At 70.8% G+C, this 16,414-nt stretch carries 17 protein-coding genes and 1 other RNA gene; 10 read left to right on the top strand and 8 right to left on the bottom strand.

The features are described 5' to 3' along the window. Positions 1–11 precede the first annotated feature (11 nt). The 4 genes from NNL39_RS12480 (at position 12) to NNL39_RS12465 (ending at position 4,895) form a co-directional block, all read left to right on the top strand. Positions 12–2,861 (top strand): purine-cytosine permease family protein, encoded by a 2,850-nt coding sequence (locus NNL39_RS12480; protein WP_255159595.1) that lies wholly within the window; start codon positions 12–14, stop codon positions 2,859–2,861. Continuing rightward, on the top strand, positions 2,858–3,670 hold the full coding sequence (locus NNL39_RS12475; protein WP_255159594.1) for a Nif3-like dinuclear metal center hexameric protein: 813 nt from the start codon (positions 2,858–2,860) through the stop codon (positions 3,668–3,670). The genes NNL39_RS12480 and NNL39_RS12475 overlap by 4 nt, the downstream gene beginning before the upstream one ends. Before the next feature lie 65 nt (positions 3,671–3,735). Next, a complete protein-coding gene (locus NNL39_RS12470; RefSeq protein WP_255159593.1) occupies positions 3,736–4,476 on the top strand; it encodes a zinc ribbon domain-containing protein in 741 nt (246 codons plus the stop codon). Next, positions 4,473–4,895, top strand: coding sequence for a reverse transcriptase-like protein (locus NNL39_RS12465; protein ID WP_255159592.1), 423 nt, complete (start codon positions 4,473–4,475; stop codon positions 4,893–4,895). Before NNL39_RS12470 ends, NNL39_RS12465 begins: the two co-directional genes overlap by 4 nt. 11 nt (positions 4,896–4,906) lie before the next feature. On the opposite strand, the gene NNL39_RS12460 is transcribed toward NNL39_RS12465, so the two are convergent. After that, the gene (locus NNL39_RS12460; RefSeq protein WP_255159591.1) at positions 4,907–5,518 is read right to left on the bottom strand and encodes a GAF and ANTAR domain-containing protein; all 612 of its coding nucleotides are present in this window, start codon (positions 5,516–5,518) and stop codon (positions 4,907–4,909) included. Between the two features lie 283 nt (positions 5,519–5,801). Between NNL39_RS12460 and NNL39_RS12455 the strand changes: the two genes are divergently transcribed. The 3 genes from NNL39_RS12455 (at position 5,802) to rnpB (ending at position 7,305) form a co-directional block, all read left to right on the top strand. Beyond that, positions 5,802–6,581 (top strand): GAF and ANTAR domain-containing protein, encoded by a 780-nt coding sequence (locus NNL39_RS12455; protein WP_255159590.1) that lies wholly within the window; start codon positions 5,802–5,804, stop codon positions 6,579–6,581. Between the two features lie 99 nt (positions 6,582–6,680). Beyond that, complete coding sequence (locus tag NNL39_RS12450) at positions 6,681–6,890, top strand: hypothetical protein (RefSeq protein ID WP_255159589.1); 210 nt, start codon at positions 6,681–6,683, stop codon at positions 6,888–6,890. 31 nt (positions 6,891–6,921) lie between these two features. Beyond that, positions 6,922–7,305: RNase P RNA component class A (gene rnpB, locus NNL39_RS12445), an RNA gene on the top strand. 25 nt (positions 7,306–7,330) lie between these two features. On the opposite strand, the gene NNL39_RS12440 is transcribed toward rnpB, so the two are convergent. Further along, entirely contained in the window at positions 7,331–8,812 is a 1,482-nt protein-coding gene (locus NNL39_RS12440) for an SDR family NAD(P)-dependent oxidoreductase (protein ID WP_255159588.1), read from the bottom strand. Positions 8,813–8,854: 42 nt separating this feature from the next. Next, positions 8,855–9,595 (bottom strand): VIT1/CCC1 transporter family protein, encoded by a 741-nt coding sequence (locus NNL39_RS12435; protein ID WP_255159587.1) that lies wholly within the window; start codon positions 9,593–9,595, stop codon positions 8,855–8,857. A gap of 172 nt (positions 9,596–9,767) precedes the next feature. Between NNL39_RS12435 and NNL39_RS12430 the strand changes: the two genes are divergently transcribed. Beyond that, positions 9,768–10,886, top strand: a complete 1,119-nt coding sequence (locus NNL39_RS12430; RefSeq protein WP_255159586.1) for a fatty acid desaturase family protein — start codon at positions 9,768–9,770, stop codon at positions 10,884–10,886. Positions 10,887–10,999: 113 nt separating this feature from the next. Here the strand turns inward: NNL39_RS12430 and ppgK are convergent, their stop codons facing one another. Together ppgK and map are read right to left on the bottom strand one after the other, a co-directional pair. Beyond that, positions 11,000–11,749, bottom strand: a complete 750-nt coding sequence (ppgK, locus tag NNL39_RS12425) for a polyphosphate--glucose phosphotransferase (RefSeq protein WP_255159585.1) — start codon at positions 11,747–11,749, stop codon at positions 11,000–11,002. A gap of 40 nt (positions 11,750–11,789) precedes the next feature. Beyond that, positions 11,790–12,656 carry a type I methionyl aminopeptidase gene (map, locus tag NNL39_RS12420; protein WP_255159584.1) on the bottom strand — a complete coding sequence of 289 codons (867 nt, stop codon included), beginning with the start codon at positions 12,654–12,656 and terminating at the stop codon, positions 11,790–11,792. A 54-nt stretch (positions 12,657–12,710) separates the two neighbouring features. On the opposite strand from map, the gene NNL39_RS12415 reads away from it, so the two are divergent. Both NNL39_RS12415 and NNL39_RS12410 read left to right on the top strand, forming a co-directional pair. Then, positions 12,711–12,890: a methionine aminopeptidase gene (locus tag NNL39_RS12415; protein ID WP_255159583.1), complete on the top strand. Its 180-nt coding sequence runs from the start codon at positions 12,711–12,713 to the stop codon at positions 12,888–12,890. A gap of 2 nt (positions 12,891–12,892) precedes the next feature. Continuing rightward, on the top strand, positions 12,893–13,204 hold the full coding sequence (locus tag NNL39_RS12410) for a hypothetical protein (RefSeq protein ID WP_255159582.1): 312 nt from the start codon (positions 12,893–12,895) through the stop codon (positions 13,202–13,204). Positions 13,205–13,214: 10 nt separating this feature from the next. Here NNL39_RS12410 and panB read toward each other — a convergent pair whose 3' ends face one another. The 3 genes from panB to NNL39_RS12395 are packed head-to-tail and all read right to left on the bottom strand — an operon-like array spanning position 13,215 to position 16,360. Beyond that, positions 13,215–14,063 (bottom strand): 3-methyl-2-oxobutanoate hydroxymethyltransferase, encoded by an 849-nt coding sequence (gene panB / locus NNL39_RS12405; protein WP_153981214.1) that lies wholly within the window; start codon positions 14,061–14,063, stop codon positions 13,215–13,217. A gap of 10 nt (positions 14,064–14,073) precedes the next feature. Then, a complete protein-coding gene (locus NNL39_RS12400; RefSeq protein ID WP_255159581.1) occupies positions 14,074–14,613 on the bottom strand; it encodes a hypothetical protein in 540 nt (179 codons plus the stop codon). A 13-nt stretch (positions 14,614–14,626) separates the two neighbouring features. Further along, the gene (locus NNL39_RS12395; protein WP_255159580.1) at positions 14,627–16,360 is read right to left on the bottom strand and encodes an NAD+ synthase; all 1,734 of its coding nucleotides are present in this window, start codon (positions 16,358–16,360) and stop codon (positions 14,627–14,629) included. Positions 16,361–16,414: the final 54 nt, after the last annotated feature.

Here is a 16,414-nt window from a genome sequence, read left to right as displayed (position 1 = left end):
ATCATCGGGGCATGGTCGACGACGCAGTGCCGCCGAACGAGGAAGCCGACCCGGTGATGCCGCCCGGGCCCCGCCGCTCGACGTACACGCCGCCCCCCGCGGGCGCAGCAGGCCGGCTGCTCGGTGGCGCCGACGACGGCTCCACCGATGACGACGCGCTCGCGGGCGCGCTCGCCCAGGAGTACCAGCGCTGGGCACCGCCCACGTCGCCCATCCGCGTGCCGGTCGCGGAACCGGTCGCCGTGCCGGTCGCGGAACCGGCCGCCGTGCCGGTCGCGGAACCGGCCGCGGAGCCGGCCGCGCTGCCGGACCCCGCACCCATGCCGATGCCCGAGCCCATGCCGGCTCCCATGCCGCAGCCGATGCCGCAGCCCGTGCCGCCGCCCGTGCCGCAGCCGGTGCCGAACGAGGTCGGCACGCCCGCCGAGGCGGTGGCGCCCACCGTCCCGCCCACCGTGCCGGTATCCCGCGCCGAGCCCGCGCCACCTGCCGAGGCGGCGTCCGTCGCCGAGTCGCCGATTCCGGGCGCGATCCCGCCGCCCCCGCAGCGCATCTCGCTGACCGACGCCGAGCTTCTCGCGGCGGCCGACCTCGACGCGCCTGATCACGACACCGCGGCGCTGCTCGACCTCGTCGAGCGCGAGCTCGACCTGCGCCGCGCCGAGGCTCGCCGCGTGCAGGAGTGGGAGGCCGTGGTGCGGGCGGCCGCCGTTCCGCAGGCCGACGACCTCGTCTCCCAGGTGCGCGCGCAGTTCTCCGACGTCGTGCCCGTCGCCGCCCCCCTTGGGTCGCCGGATTCGTCGTCCCCCGACTCCGAGAGCGCGCCGAGCCCGTCGAGCCCGGACAGCCCGTCGAGCCCGGACAGCCCGGACAGTCCGCCGAGCCCGCCCGCCCCGCGCCTCGATCTCGCGCTTGCCGATGCGCCCCCGCCGTACGGATTGGTGCCCTCGGCGGTCGCCCCGCCGCCGTCGGCGCCCGACCTCGCGGACTTCGCGCCGCCGCCGGTGGCGCCGCAGCCGCTCGTCGAGCCGAGCATCCCGCCCCCCGTCTCGTCGCCGACCGTGCCACCCCTCACGGGGCCGACCTCGATCGAGCAGCTGCTCGGCGCTCCGACGCCGGGCGACCCTTCCGATGGGGACCCGGCCGCCAGCGTCGTCCCCGCGGCTGCCGCCGCACCCGCAGCGGTGTCGGTCTTCGACGATCTGCTGCGCGAACCTGAGTCGCAGCCCGAACTGCAGCCCGAACCGCAGCCCGACTCGCAGCTCGAACCGCACCGTGCTGCTGCCGATGTGCCGAGCGACACCCGTGCGACGGAGGCGGTGACCGCCGACGCCGTGGCGACGGTCGTCGTTCCGAGCGCGGGTCGCATCGAGGTCAGCGCCCTCGAGCCCACGCCGGCCGAGCAGCGCGCCGGCCGTTCGGTGCGACTGTTCTGGCTGTGGTTCGCCGTCAACGCCTCGGTGGTCAGCCTCGCCCTCGGCGCCGTCATCCTCGGACTCGGGGTCAGTCTGCGCCAGGCGGTGCTCGCGGCGCTCATCGGTGTCGCGGTCTCGTTCCTGCCCCTCGGCCTCGGCACGCTCGCGGGCAAGTGGAGCGGGCAGCCGACCATGGTCGTCTCGCGCGCCACGTTCGGCACCGCCGGCAATCTGCTGCCGTCGTTGCTCGCGGTCGTCACACGAGTCGCGTGGGCTGCGGCGCTGCTCTGGACGCTGGGCACGGGCGTCGCCGTGGTGCTCGTCGGCTCCGGCCTCGTGTCGGGCGTCGGGCGGCTCGAGCTCGGCATCGCGGTCGCCGCTGCGGCTCTCGTACTCGCGGCGGTCATCGCCGGGTTCGGCTTCGCGATGATCGCGGTCGTGAGCGCAGTCGTCAGCGTGCTCTCGGCCGTGCTCGTGGTCGGCCTCATCGTGCTGACACTCCCGGCGGTCGACCTCGCCGTGGCACTCTCGGTGCCTGACGGCGATTGGATGCTGCTGCTGAGCGGTGCCGTGCTCGTCTTCAGCGTCGTGGGTCTTGCCTGGGCGAACAGCAGCGGCGACATCGCGCGCTACCAGGCCAAGGGCACCTACGGTTCGTCGGCGGTGCTGTGGACGGCGTTCGGGGCCACGATCCCGGCCTTCCTGCTCATCAGCTGGGGTGCCGTGCTCGCCGCCTCGAATCCCGTCATCAGCGACGGGCTGCAGTCGAACCCCGTCGACCTCATCTCGCGCCTGCTGCCGCTGTGGTACCCGGCGCCGCTCATCGCCGGGGTCGCCCTGAGCCTCCTGTGCGCCGCCGCGCTCGCGCTCTACTCGGGCGGGTTCGCGGTGCTCGCGAGCGGGCTGCGGGCTCCGCGCACGGGCAGCGTGCTCATCGCCGCCGTGCTCACGGGAGCCGTGCTGGCCGTGCTGCTGGTGCTCGTGCCCGACGTGGCGGCTCTGTTCCGCGACGTCGTGACGACGCTCGCCGTGCCCGTCGCGGCCTGGGCCGGCATCTTCGGCGCCGAGACCATGATCCGCACGCGTCGCGTGCACTCGCCGTCGCTGCTGCGCTCGGGCGGCGTCTACCCGGCCGTTCGCTGGGTCAACCTCGTGATGCTCATCCTCATCACCGCGCTCGGGTGGGGATTCAGCACGGCGTCCCTCGCGGGGCTGCAGTGGCAGGGCTACCTGTTCGCCCTGCTCGGCGTCGATGCCTCGGCGTCGCTCGCGCAGAGCGACCCGGGGGTGCTGCTCGCGATGCTGCTCGGTCTGCTCGTGCCGCTCGTCGCGGGCATCCCGGCGCTGCGCCGACTGCAGGCGGCCGAGCGCGCCGCGACGGAGGCGGAGGGGAGCCCGGTGAAGCTGGCCGAGGAACCAGCACCTCTCGGCGCGGTCGCCCCGTGACGACACTGGCCGAGGTCGCGGTCGTCGTCGAGCGACTCTGGCCGCGCGCGGGGGCCGAGTCGTGGGATGCTCCCGGCCTGCTGAGCGGCGACCCCGCTGCCGCTGTCGGGCGCGTGGTGCTCGCCGTTGATGCCGTGGCCGCGACCGTCGACGAGGCCATCGAGCTCGACGCCGACCTGCTGCTCGTGCACCACCCTCTGCTGCTGCGCGGCGTCACGACGGTGGCCGAGTCGACCGCGAAGGGTGCGCTGCTCGCGCGGCTCATCCGCGGCCGGTGCGCGCTCATCGCGGCCCACACGAACGCCGACATCGTCGCGACCGGAACGAGCGCCCGGCTCGCCGACCTCCTGGGGCTGCAGGATGCGGTGCCCATTGTGGAGACCGCGCCCGGGCTCGGCCTGGGCCGGGTCGGCGCGCTGCCCGTGCCGACCACGCTCGGAGCCCTCGCGCGGCGGCTCGCGAGCATCCTGCCCGCCACGGCAACCGGCGTGCGCGTGGCCGGAGAATTCGACCGGCCCGTGCAGACGATCGCCGTCTGCGGGGGAGCGGGCGACTCGCTGCTCAGCGAGCCGGCGGTGCTCGGCGCCGACGTCTACGTGACCGCCGACCTGCGCCACCACCCCGCGAGCGAGTCTGTCGAATCGGCGCGCGTCGCGGGCGGACCGGCCCTCATCGACGTCTCACACTGGGCGAGCGAGTGGCTGTGGCTCGAGACCGCCGCCGGCGAACTGCGCGCGGCGCTGCCGGGCGTGGAGGTCGTCGTGAGCGAGCTGCGCACCGACCCGTGGGACTTCGTGGTCGTACAGTAGGGGCGCACCCACCGGCGATCCCGCCCCCGAACCGCAGCGACCTCGAGAGACCAGGTGAGCCCCGCATGGCCCTGACCGCCAGCCCCGACGCCCAGCGCATCCTGCTCGACGTGCAGGCGCTCGACACGACCCTGCAGCAGCTCGCCCACCGCGAGCGCTCGCTGCCCGAGCGCGCGGTGGTCGACGCGCTCACCGCCGAGGCCGACGTCATGCGCGAGTTCGTCATCCAGCGGCGCGGCGAACTCGAGGATGCGCGCATCGAGCTCGGACGCGTCGAGAGCGATGTTGCCATCGTCGAGGCGCGGATCGCGCGCGACGGCGACCGCCTGCAGGCGAGCTCGTCGGTCAAGGACATCGCCGGGCTCGAGCACGAGCTCGAGTCGCTGCGCGGTCGACTGGGCGATCTCGAAGAGATCGAGCTGTCGGTCATGGAGAAGGTCGAGGCGCTCGAGTCCGAGCTCGCGTCGGCGACGGCCTCGCTCGAGGCGCACCAGCAGCAGCTCGCCGATGCCGAGGCCGCGCGTGATGCCGGCCTCGCCTCGATCGCGGCCGAGGTCGCGGCGGCGCGCTCGCAGCGTGCCGCGATCGTCGCGACGGTGCCCGACGACCTCCTGGCGCTCTACGAGAAGCAGCGCGAGCGCTACGGCGTCGGCGCATCGCACTTGCGCGCCCGGGTGTCGAGCGCGAGCGGCGTCGAGCTCACCGGCAGCGATCTCGCCGTCGTGCGCGCCGCGGCACCCGACGCGGTGCTGCTGTGCCCCGATTCCAATGCGATCCTCGTGCGCACCGACGAGAGCGGCCTGTGAGCCGCGAGCTGCTCGTGGAGGCCGACGGCGGGTCGCGGGGCAACCCCGGGCCGGCGGCCGGCGGCGCGGTCGTCATCGATCCGGCCTCGGGCGAGGTGCTCGCCGAGGTGGGTGTGTGGGTCGGCACCGCGACGAACAACGTCGCCGAGTACAGCGGCATGCTCGCGGGCGTTCGGCGTGCGCTCGAGCTCGATCCCGACGCCCACCTCACGATCCGCATGGATTCGAAGCTCGTGGTCGAGCAGATGATGGGCCGCTGGAAGATCAAGCACCCGGCCATGGCCGAGCTCGCTGCCGAGGCGCGCCAGGTGCTGACCGGCACACCCGTGCGGTTCGAGTGGGTGCCACGGTTGCAGAACTCGCGCGCCGACAAGTGCGCGAACGACGCGATGGATGCCCGCGCCTCGTTCTCGCGCTAGCCCGAACGCGCTCAGTCGAGATCGAGGAAGTCGATCGTGCGCGCGACGACGTCGAACGACACCGCCGTGATCGAACGGTCCATGGCGATCGCGTAGGCGCGGAGCCGGGCGAACGCCTCGGTCGTCGAGACGTCGAGCTGCGCGCTGATCATGCCCGTGGCCTGGTGCACCTCGCGTCGAATCCCGGGGCCGGTGTCAGCGGGATCCGCGGTGCCCTCCGCGGCCGCCATCGCGAGCGCAGCGCGCACCGCGGGAATCGTGACCGAGCGCGCGAGACCGAGGGCCGTGCCGACCGCGGTCGCCGTCAGCGGGCCGGGAGTGGAGCGATACAGCCCCGCGACGCCCACGATGGCCGCGCCCATGACGAGCGGGAAGGTGAACGCAGCGCGGACGCCCAGCTGCTCGAGGTGCGCGCCGATGACCGGGTTGATGGCGCTCGTTGACACGTCCGGAATGAGCTGGGGGGCGCTGTCACGAGCTGCATCCCGCAGCGGGCCCGCGCCGAGCTCGAGCTCGAGCTCGTCCCACCGCGCGGCGACCGGGTCGGTCGCCGTGACCGTGGCGCGGTGACCGTGCCGGTCGACGATCGAGAGGAGGGCGCCCGAGATGGGCAACTGGTGCATGAATGCGGCGCAGAGACCCCACGGATCGGGTCGTCGATAATGAGCGCCGGTGGGCGGATGCCGCTCGTCCATGGGGCTCCCGCCTCGGTCGGCCGTCGGAACGCCACCAGGAGAGGGAGTGAGAGCGTCGGTGGGCACAGTGTAGGCCCCGAGGCCGAGGATCCGGCCGAGGGGCGTAGACTCTGCCGTGTCGGTCCCGGCTCCCGAGCGCGGAGCGGCACCCGTGCTCTGATCGTCGCCTGGCCCAGGCGGGGCTGTGCATCCTTCATTCATAGGAAGTCGCATGATCGAGAAGTCCCGGGATCAGCGCGTGGCCGATGCCTTCGTCGCCGTCGCCGATACGCTCATCGCCGACTTCGACATCATCGACCTGCTGCACACGCTCATCAACGAGTGCGTCGAGCTGCTCGATGTCGATGCGGGTGGGCTCGTGCTCGCCGACGAGCAGGGCGACCTGCAGCTTGTCGCCTCCAGCAGCGAGCAAGCCCACCTCGTCGAGATCATGCAGTTGAATGCTGGCGCCGGTCCGTGCGTGGACGCCTTCACGAAAGGCCACGCGGTCACGGTCGGCGACATCGAGCTCGACGGCGACACCTGGCCCGCTTTTCAGGCTGCGGCCCTGGCGCAGGGCTTCCACGCCGTCTTCGCCACCCCGATGCGCCTCCGTGGCCAGGTGCTCGGCGCCCTCAACCTGTTCAGCACCGCCCCCGGAGGTCCGACGGAGCAGGATGCGGTGATCGCCCAGGCGCTCGCGGACATCGCGACGATCGGCATCCTGCAAGAGCGCAGCATCCGCGAGAGCCACATTCTCAACGAGCAACTGCAGCGCGCGCTCGAGAGCCGCGTGCTCATCGAGCAGGCGAAGGGTGTGCTCGCCGCCGTGCATGAGCTCGACATGGATCAGGCTTTCCGCGCGCTGCGCGACTACGCGCGGGCGAATCGCCTGACGCTTCGCACCGTGGCCGAGCAGGTCGCCGAGCGGTCGGTCGAGGGGTTGCTCGATGCCGTGCTCGCGGCCTCCCGCACCCCCTCGGAGCGCGTGCGATCGACACCCGGATCGTGACCTGAGTGCCGGTGCTCGGCCCTCAGCGAGGTGTGCCGTGAGCATGACGCCCGAGTCCCCGGCGGATCAGAGATCCGATACGGGAGGGGTCGTTCCACCATGTCGATGCCCCTCGACGATGCCGCAGAGCCACCACCCGTCGCGGCCTTCGCGACCGACCAGTACGACGTGGCGCGCGATCAGTTCGACGGCGTCATGCGGCAGTGGCTCTCGAGTATCCGGCCCACCTATCGGCGCGCGGTGCGCGGCCGAACGGAGCGGGCCGACGCCGTGCTGGGGTTGATGCGGGGCCGTCACCGGGCGACGTGAGCCGGCCCGGGGCGTATCCTGTGAGGGCAAGTGGGCCGGCCAGACGGTCGCGTCGAGCGCACGCCCCGCAAGGGGGACGGCCTCGCCGAGGAACGTCCGGGCTCCGCAGAGCAGGGCGGTGGGTAACACCCACCCGGAGAAATCCGCGAGAACAGTGCAACAGAGAGCAGACCGCCTCCGGCATCACGCCGGCGGTAAGGGTGAAACGGTGGTGTAAGAGACCACCAGGGGCCCGAGTGATCGGGCTCGCTGGGTAAACCTCGCCCGGAGCAAGGTCAGACAGACACCGTTGACGCGGCTCGCCGAGGTGTCGGGTAGACCGCTAGAGGGCGGCGGCAACGTCGTCCCGAGAGAGATGGCCGTCGAAGGGAAGCGATTCCTGGAACAGAACCCGGCGTATCGGCCGACCCACTTGCCTCACTCGGTTCGGGATGTCGGGCTCACCACTGCGACGGCCGGTAGTCCTTCAAGAACACACCGAACAGCTCGTCGCCCGCCTCGCCGCGCACGATCGGGTCGTACACGCGCGCGGCCCCGTCGACGAGATCGAGCGGGGCGTGGAAGCCCTCCTCGGCGAGCCGCAGCTTCGTGGGGTGCGGGCGCTCGTCGGTGATCCAGCCGGTGTCGACGCTCGTCATGAGGATGCCGTCGGTCTCGAACATCTCGCGCGCGCTCGTGCGCGTGAGCATGTTCATCGCCGCCTTGGCCATGTTCGTGTGCGGATGCCCGGGGCCCTTGTAGCCCCGCCCGAAGACGCCTTCCATCGCGCTCACGTTGACGACGTAGGTGCGCGCGAACGACGAGGCCGCGAGCGACGGTCGCAACCGGTCGACGAGGATGAACGGCGCGACCGAGTTCGCGAGCTGCACCTCGAGCATCTCGAGGGGCTCGACGTCGCCGACGGCCTGCGTCCAGCTATTGACGTCGTGCAGGTCAGGCACGAGCCCGCCGGCATCGATCGCGGTGCCGTCGCGGTGCTTGGCGAGGGATGCGCTGCCGGCCGTCATGGCCGCCTGCGTCAGCTGCTCGGCCTTCGCGGCGGCCGCCGAGAGAATCGGGTGGGCGGCGACCGACTCGGCCAAGGCCAAGGGGTGCGGATCCATCGTGTGGCCGAACGTCACCAACTCCGGAAGCGGCCCGTCGGGCAGGGGGGCGAGCTCCGCCTCGATGAGCGGCTGGTAGGCGCCGGGGGAGCGCCGCACGGTCTGCGCGGCGTTGTTGATGATGATGTCGAGGGGGCCGGCCGCCGCGACGGACTCGGCGAGGCCGATGACCTGGGCCGGGTCGCGCAGGTCGATGCCGACGATGCGCAGCCGGTCGATCCAGTCGGCCGCGTCGGGGAGGGCGGAGAAGCGGCGCACGGCATCCCGCGGAAACCGCGTCGTGATGGTCGTGTGGGCGCCGTCGCGCAGGAGGCGCAGGGCGATGTACATGCCGATCTTGGCGCGGCCGCCGGTGAGCAGGGCGCGGCGTCCGGTGAGGTCGGTGCGGGCATCCCGTTTCGCATGATTGAGGCGCGCGCAGTCGGGGCACAGCTGGTGGTAGAAGGCGTCGACGAGGGTGTACGGCTGCTTGCAGATGTAGCACGACTGCGGGCGCGTGAGCTCGCCCGCGAAGGGCGCCTCGGTCGACGAGCTGATGTCGACGCCGCGGGTCTCGTCGTCGATGCGATCGGGTGAACCCGTCGCGGTGGCTTCGATGACGGCCTTGTCGGCGGCGAGCACCTCGGCGCGCTTCGTCAGGCGCCGATGCACTTTGACGGCGCGGAACATGTGCGCGGTCGCGTGGCGCACCGCGATGAAGTCGGGATGCTCGTGGTCGAGCTCGTGCAGCGTGCTCAGCACCCGCAGCGTCGTCGCCAGGTCGTCGGGGTCGATGCCCGCGGGGCGATCGTCGGGCAGCTCGGGGTGGTCGGAAGGCACACGCCAGGATACCGGCCGGTTCGGCCGGGGCGCCGCCGGGGGCTAGGCGATCTGAGTGCCGAGCAGCGCGCCGATTCCGAACGTGACCGCGAGCGCCAGCGCGCCCCCGACGAGCACCCGCACCGTCGGCCGCAGCCACGGGCTCTTGCCGAGCACGGCTCCGAGGGCGCCCGTGATGCCGAGCGCGGCGAGGGTCGCGATGAAGGTGATGGGGATGCGCAGCTCGGGCGGGGGCAGCAGGATGGCGAGCATCGGCAGCACGGCGCCCGCGAGGAAGGCGAGCCCCGAGGCCACCGCGGCTTGCCACGGCTTGAGCACCTCGTGCTCGTCGATGTGCAGCTCGGCCTCGAGGTGCGCGCCGAGAGCGTCGTGCGCGGTGAGCTCCTCCGCGACGCGCTGCGCGGTCTCGGGCGTAAGCCCCTTGGCCTGGTAGATGCTCGCGAGCTCGGCGAGCTCCTGCTCGGGCATCTCGGCGAGTTCGCGCTTCTCCTTGGCGATGAGCGCCGTCTGGCTGTCGCGCGCGCTCGCGACCGACACGTACTCGCCGAGCGCCATCGAGATCGCACCACCGACGACCGCCGCCGCGCCCGCCGTGAGGATCGGCGCGAGCGCGCTCGTCGCGCCCGCGACGCCGACGACGACCGCGGCGACCGAGACGATGCCGTCGTTGGCGCCGAGCACGCCCGCGCGCAGCTTGTTGAGGCCATCGCTGAACGCTCCGCGGTCGTGGGGCTCGGCATCGTGCGGCGTGTGCTCGGCCGCGTCGTTCTGCTGCTCGCTCATGCCCCCAGTCAACTCCCTGCGTCCTCCACCATCAAGCAAGGCGAGCCTGCGCTATGAATCGGCCTGTCATTCCGCGTTCGGCATACACAGGTGCGTAGAGTCGGAATATCTCGCAGGCAACGGCCTGCACCTCGCGCCGGCTGGGAAGTCGCATTCCGACCCCGAAGGCCTCATGACCTCTCTCGCCTCCTCCGGTGCCGACTCCGGCACGCTCGGTGCCCTTCGCACGACGACGCCGCGCGACCCGAATGCTGTTCCCCTCACCGCGTCGTACTCCGCGCTCATGCGCACGGTGCGCGACGGCGGTCTGCTCCGTCGCCGTGAAGGCTTCTACTACGCCGTGTTCGCGGGCCTCGCCGTCGCGCTCGGCGGCGTCATCACCGGCATGGTGCTCCTGGGCGACAGCTGGTTCCAACTGCTCATGGCCGGTGCGCTCGGCATCGTGCTCACGCAGATCGCCTTCGTCACGCACGAGGCCTCGCACCGCCAGATCTTCGCCTCGGGCAAGGTCAACGACTGGGTCGGTCGCATCCTCGCGACCGCCGTCGTCGGCATCAGCTACCACTGGTGGATGCACAAGCACTCGCGTCACCACGCGAAGCCGAACCAGAAGGGCGCCGACCCCGATATCGAACAGGACACGATCGCGTTCCTGCCCGAAGACGCCGCGAAGTCGCGCGGGGCCTTCGCGCTCATCACGCGCAACCAGGGCTGGCTGTTCTTCCCGCTTCTGACGCTGGAAGGCATCAACCTGCACTTCCGCTCGATCCTGAGCCTGTTCGACAAGGGCCGCGTCGAGCACCGCTACCTCGAGCTCACGCTCATCGCCCTGCGGCTCTCGCTCTACGTCGCCGTGCTGTTCTGGTTCCTGCCCCTGGGCATGGCCTTCGCCTTCCTGGGCGTGCAGCTCGCGGTCTTCGGGGTCTACATGGGAGCATCCTTCGCCCCCAACCACAAGGGCATGCCCATCCTCGAGAACGACACCTCGCTCGACTTCCTGCACCGCCAGATCCTGACCTCGCGCAACCTCAAGGGCGGCTGGTGGGCGACCGTCATGTTCGGCGGGCTCAACCACCAGGTCGAGCACCACCTCTTCCCGAACATGCCGCGCCCCGCGCTCGGCAAGGCGCGCGAGATCGTTCGGGAGTACGCACAGTCCACGGGCATCGCGTACACCGAGACAGGCGTGTTCCGCTCGTACGGCATCGTCATCGACTACCTGAACCGCGTCGGCCTCTCGGCCCGCGACCCCTTCGACTGCCCGCTCGTCAACCAGTTCCGCCGCAGCTAAGCAGCGCGCAGCTTCTCGATTCAGCCCGTTTCTCGCATGTCAGCCCGAACGTTCGGGCGATAGCGCGAGGAACGGGCTGTTTCGCGGTTGCGGCGGCGGTGCCGCGAGCGGTGTCAGCGGGCGTGGCGCGCAGCGAGCGCCGCGGCGCCCATGATGCCCGCGTTGTTGCGCAGAGCCGCGGGCACGATCGGCGTCTCGACGTCGATCATGTGCAGAAACTCGTCGTGCTGCTTCGACACCCCGCCGCCGATCACGAACAGGTCGGGCGAGAACAAGAACTCCACGTGCCGGTAGTAGCGGGTGAGCCGCTCGGCCCACTGCGCGAACGTGAGCCCCTCGCGCTCGCGCGCCGAGTTGGCCGCCCAGTGCTCCGCGTCGTCGCCGCCGAGCTCGAGATGCCCGAGCTCGGTATTGGGAATGAGCACGCCGTCGTAGATGAACGCGCTGCCGATGCCCGTGCCGAGCGTCGTCATGATCACGAGACCCTGCTGGTCGCGGGCGGCGCCCGACACGGCCTCGGCGTACCCGGCGGCATCCGCATCATTGACGAAGTGGATGTCGCGGCCGAGGGCCGCGCCGAACAGGGTGTCGGCGTCCAGGCCGATCCAGCGCTCGCTGACGTTGGCGGCCGACATGGTGCGGCCGTTGCGCACGATGGCCGGGAAGCACACGCCGATGTGCGCGACGCCGTCGGTGCCGAGCTCGTCGACGAGCTGCGCGACGGTCTCGATGATCGCCTCGGGCTCGCCGCCCTCAGGCGTGGGGTGCTTGATGCGGTCGCTGACGAGTTCGCCCGCATCCAGGTCGACGATCGCCCCCTTGATGCCGGTGCCGCCGATGTCGATGCCGATGGCGCGCGTCATGCGGTTCTCCTGTCGTCGAGGTGATGCGTTCGGGCGGTGCTCACGGAAGGGTGAGGATGTCGGCCCCGCGCTCGGTGACCACGAGCGTGTGCTCGAACTGGGCACTGAGGGTCTTGTCTTTCGTCGTGACCGTCCAGTCGTCGGCCCAGAGGTCCCACGCGATGTCGCCGAGCGTGAGCATGGGCTCGATCGTGAACACCATGCCGGGCTGCATGACCGTCGAGTAGTCGGGCGCGGCGTCGTAGTGCGGCACGATGAGGCCCGAGTGGAACGAACGCCCGACGCCGTGGCCGGTGAAGTCGCGCACGACGCCGTAGCCGAAGCGCTGCGCGTAGGCCTCGATCGCGCGGCCAATGACGTTGATCTCGCGACCGGGCGCCACGGCCTTGATGCCGCGGTTGAGAGCTTCCTGCGTGCGCTCGACGAGCAGCCGCGCCTCGTCGCTCGCCACCCCCGCGATGAAGGTCTTGTTGAGGTCGCCGTGCACGCCGTTCGCAAAAGCGGTGATGTCGATGTTGACGATGTCGCCCTCGGCGATGACGGTGTCGTCGGGGATGCCGTGGCAGATGACCTCGTTGAGGCTCGTGCAGCACGACTTGGGGTAGCCGCGGTAGCCGAGGGTCGAGGGGTAGGCGTCGTGGTCGAGCAGGAACTCGTGCGCGATGCGGTCGAGCTCGTCGGTCGTGACGCCGGGCGCGATCGCGGCGCCGACAGCCTCGACGGCCTGCGCGGCGATGCGTCCGCTGTGGCGGATGAGCTCGATCGTCTCGGCGTCGTAGACGTCGCCGCCGACGTGCGGCGCGGGCGCGGCCTTGCCCACATACTCGGGGCGCGGGATGCTCAACGGCACCGTGCGCTGCGGCGAGAGTCGCCCGGCGACGAGGTGACCGGAGGCGTCGCGAGGCATAGGGTCGAGTCTACCGAGCCGCGTGTGCGCCTCGGCGCGGGGGAGGAGCGGCTCATGGTCGATGACAGCGAGAAGCACTGGTGGTACAACCACAAGACCGGTGAGGTCGAGCACGGTGCGCAGTCGCTCGGCAGCGACCGCGACGGCCCTTACACGACCGAGGCTGAGGCGCGCCGCGCGCCCGAGATCGCCCGCGAGCGCGCTCGCGCCTGGGCGGCCGACGAAGAGGAGTAGGCGTGATCGAACGGTTTCTCGATCACTTCGAGAACATGCTGTCGCAGCAGAACGGCGACATGATCTACCACCTGGGTCCGTTCAGTCGCTGGGGCTCCGTGTTCAACGCCGTGGTCAGCGGGATCCTACTGATCGCCGGTCTCATCGGCGCCGTTACGAGTTTTCAGCCGTTCCATGTCGTGTTCATCGCTGTCGCAGCGACCCTGCACACGTTCTTTATCCTCGTCGCCGTGCGGGTGTACAACGGTCGCACCCTCTACGACCGCGAGTTGGCGGCTCAGCTCGAGGCGGAAGAGTCCGGCGCGGCCGACTAGCGGCGCCGCGCTAGTCGGTGCGGTCGCGCAGCGCCTGCTCGGCGCTCTCATCGCTGTAGCTGTGCGCCTCGTCGGGGTAGGCGCCCGACTCGACGTCGGCCTTGTACGCGAGCGCCGCATCCCGCAGCACCTGGCGCAGGTTGGCGTACTGCTTGACGAACTTCGGGATGCGCCCGCCCGTGAGCCCGGCCCAGTCGGTCCAGACGACGAGCTGGCCGTCGCAGTGCGGGCCGCCGCCGACGCTGATGGTCGGGATGCTCAGTTCGGCCGTGATGCGCTTCGCGACCTCGGCGGGGATCATCTCGAGCACGACCGCGAACGCCCCGGCCTCCTCGACCGCGTGGGCGTCGGCGAGCAGCTGCTCGGCCGCCTCACCGCGCCCCTGGATGACGTGGCCGCCGAGCCCGTGCTCGCTCTGCGGCGTGAACCCGATGTGGGCCATGACCGGGATGCCCGCCGACACGATGCGCCGGATCTGCTTGGCCGACCGCACCCCGCCCTCGAGCTTCACGGCGTGCGCCCCCGTCTCCTTCATGAACCGGAACGCCGTGTGCAGGGCCTCCTCGGGCCCCGTCTCGTACGAGCCGAAGGGCATGTCGGCGACGACGAGCGCGCGACTGACGCCGTTGACGACGCCGCGCGTAAGCGGGATGAGGTCGTCGATCGTGACGGGCAGGGTCGTGTCGTAGCCGAGCACGGTGTTGCCGGCCGAGTCGCCGACGAGCAGGAAGTCGATGCCCGCCTCGTCGAAGATCTGCGCCGTGAGCACGTCGTACGACGTGAGCCCCGTGATCTTGATGCCCTGCTCCTTCGCACGAGCGAAGTGACGGGTGCGGACGCGCTTCGGTGCCTCAGCCATGCCGACCACCCTAGCCCGGGGTCGCGGGTGGAGGCGGAGCGCTCAGGAGTTCTCCGATCACTTGACGCCAATCCGGCTCGGTCGCCCAACTGCCCCCGAAATCGGCATATTCATCGAAGGCGTCGTCAAGGAGGACGAGTTCTTCACTCCACCCCGGTCCTTCGTGGCCGATCTGCTGATGAGCCCACCGGGCCAGCTCTCGCACGCCAAGTGTGCCGGCGAGAACCTGCTTCGCATAGTGCACCGCACAGATGTACAGCGCACTCTCTCGCGTTAGCTCTTCTACTGAGCCGCCCGCGCTCGTGATCGCTCGATCGATCAAAGCGCCGAGTTCGAAGGTGTTCATGTCGGGGCGCTCACCGGCCAGTTCACGAAGAGAATCGCCGTCAATACCTTCCAGTAGAGAACGAGTTGCTGCATTGATTGCGAGCGGAGCTGCGTACTCCTGGAGAAACCAAAGTGCTCGCGCAACTTGGAGCTCGTCGAGACCCGTGGAACTCGCACCAGGGTTCGTCCGGTCTGCGAAACGCTCACCATCTCGAGGTTGCACCAGAGGTCCCTGCTTACCGGGTGGGCTTGTACGTGATCGGCATCCGCCGGTCTCGCCCGAAGGCCATGCCCGAGATCTTCGGCCCGATGGCGCCCTGGCGCCGCTTCCACTCCGAGCGGTCGACGAGCCGCGTCACGAAGTCGACCGTTTCGGCCTCGAAGCCGAGGGCCACGACATCGTCGCGCCCGAGCTCGCGGTCGACGTAGGCCTCGAGAATGGCGTCGAGCACCTCGTACGGCGGAAGCGTGTCCTGGTCGACCTGGCCGGGCCGCAGCTCGGCGCTCGGAGGCTTGGCGATCGAGTTCTCGGGGATCGGCGGGGTCTCACCCCGCGCGATCGCGGCCTCATTGCGCCAGCGCGCGAGTTCCCACACGAGCAGCTTCGGCACATCCTTGATCGGCGCGAACCCGCCGACCGAGTCGCCGTAGATCGTCGAGTAGCCCACCGAGAGCTCGGTCTTGTTGCCCGTCGTCAGAACGAGGTGCCCGTGCATGTTCGAGAGCCCCATGAGGATGATGGCCCGGATGCGCGCCTGCAGGTTCTCGGCAGCGACGCCGTCGAGCGCAAGCTGGGTCTCGACGGGCTGCACGAGGTCGGCGATGGCCTCGACGGAGTAGTTCAGCCCGATGCGCTCGGCGAGATCATCGGCGTCGCTGCGCGAGTGGTCGGAGCTGTACCGAGACGGCATCGAGACGCCGGAGACGTTCTCGGCGCCGATCGCGTCGGCGGCGATGGCCGCGCACACGGCCGAGTCGATGCCGCCCGAGAGCCCGAGCACGACGCTGCGGAACCCGTTCTTGCGCACGTAGTCGCGCGTACCGGTGACGAGCGCATTCCAGAGCTGCTCCCGGTCATCCGGCAATTCGGCCAGATCAACGTCCACCGGATGCTCGCTCGAGGCCTTGCCACCCGCAAGTTCCACCCTGCGCACCGCCGGGGGCAGCTCGGTATCGGTGGCTGCGGCCGCATCCACGTCGACGACCAGGAGGTGCTCGACGAACTGGGGGGCGCGTGCGAGGATCGTGCCCTGCCCGTCGACGACGACGCTGTCGCCGTCGAACACGAGGTCGTCCTGCCCGCCCACGATGTTGACGTAGGCGACGACCGTGTCGGTCTCGACCGCGCGGCGGGTGACGAGCGGCAGCCGCACCTCGTCTTTGTCGCGCTCGAAGGGCGAGGCGTTGATGACGAGCAGTACGCCCGCGTCCGACTCGAGCACGCGGCCGACCGGCCCGCCGTCGCGCCACAGGTCTTCGCAGATGATGAGCGCGACGTCGACGCCCTTCAGGCGCAGCACGAGCAGCTCATCGCCGGGGATGAAGATGCGGTACTCGTCGAAGACGCCGTAGTTGGGCAGGTGGTGCTTGGCGTAGCGGGCGACGACGCGCCCGCCCTGCAGCACGCTCGCGCAGTTCTGCGCGATCGCCGTGGGCGCGTTCGAGGTGCCGAGCAGGCGAGGCTCGTGCGGCCCGTCGGGGTGCCCGACGACGATGGGCAGGTGACCGAGCCCCTCGGCCTCGAGGCGGGCGGCGAGTGCCGTGACGGCGGCGCCCGCGTCGACGAGGAAGGAGGGCCGCGAAGCGAGGTCTTCGATGGGGTAGCCGGTCAGCGCCATCTCGCCGAGCGCGAGGATATCGGCGCCCTGCGCGGAGGCCGAGCGCGCGGCGGCGACGATCTGCTCGGCGTTGCCCGCGAGGTCTCCGACGAGGGGGTTCGACTGGGCGAGGGCCAAGCGGAGGCGGGGCATACCCGTTAGCCTAATGGCGGGAGTTTGTGTCGACCGAGGGAGAGATGTGAGCAC

The sequence above is a fragment of the Microcella humidisoli genome (assembly GCF_024362325.1).
Lineage (GTDB): Bacteria > Actinomycetota > Actinomycetes > Actinomycetales > Microbacteriaceae > Microcella > Microcella humidisoli.
Note: the sequence above shows the minus strand (reverse complement) of the source record. Positions and strands in the feature narration are given on the sequence as shown.

What these genes read in the sequence shown, in the direction of transcription:
- NNL39_RS12480 (WP_255159595.1), top strand. Translation starts at nt 12, where the DNA reads ATGGTCGACGACGCAGTGCCGCCGAACGAGGAAGCCGACCCGGTGATG.
- NNL39_RS12470 (WP_255159593.1), top strand. Translation starts at nt 3,736, where the DNA reads ATGGCCCTGACCGCCAGCCCCGACGCCCAGCGCATCCTGCTCGACGTG.
- NNL39_RS12460 (WP_255159591.1), bottom strand. Translation starts at nt 5,518, where the DNA reads ATGCACCAGTTGCCCATCTCGGGCGCCCTCCTCTCGATCGTCGACCGG.
- NNL39_RS12455 (WP_255159590.1), top strand. Translation starts at nt 5,802, where the DNA reads ATGATCGAGAAGTCCCGGGATCAGCGCGTGGCCGATGCCTTCGTCGCC.
- NNL39_RS12450 (WP_255159589.1), top strand. Translation starts at nt 6,681, where the DNA reads ATGTCGATGCCCCTCGACGATGCCGCAGAGCCACCACCCGTCGCGGCC.
- NNL39_RS12435 (WP_255159587.1), bottom strand. Translation starts at nt 9,595, where the DNA reads ATGAGCGAGCAGCAGAACGACGCGGCCGAGCACACGCCGCACGATGCC.
- NNL39_RS12430 (WP_255159586.1), top strand. Translation starts at nt 9,768, where the DNA reads ATGACCTCTCTCGCCTCCTCCGGTGCCGACTCCGGCACGCTCGGTGCC.
- ppgK (WP_255159585.1), bottom strand. Translation starts at nt 11,749, where the DNA reads ATGACGCGCGCCATCGGCATCGACATCGGCGGCACCGGCATCAAGGGG.
- map (WP_255159584.1), bottom strand. Translation starts at nt 12,656, where the DNA reads ATGCCTCGCGACGCCTCCGGTCACCTCGTCGCCGGGCGACTCTCGCCG.
- NNL39_RS12415 (WP_255159583.1), top strand. Translation starts at nt 12,711, where the DNA reads ATGGTCGATGACAGCGAGAAGCACTGGTGGTACAACCACAAGACCGGT.
- panB (WP_153981214.1), bottom strand. Translation starts at nt 14,063, where the DNA reads ATGGCTGAGGCACCGAAGCGCGTCCGCACCCGTCACTTCGCTCGTGCG.
- NNL39_RS12395 (WP_255159580.1), bottom strand. Translation starts at nt 16,360, where the DNA reads ATGCCCCGCCTCCGCTTGGCCCTCGCCCAGTCGAACCCCCTCGTCGGA.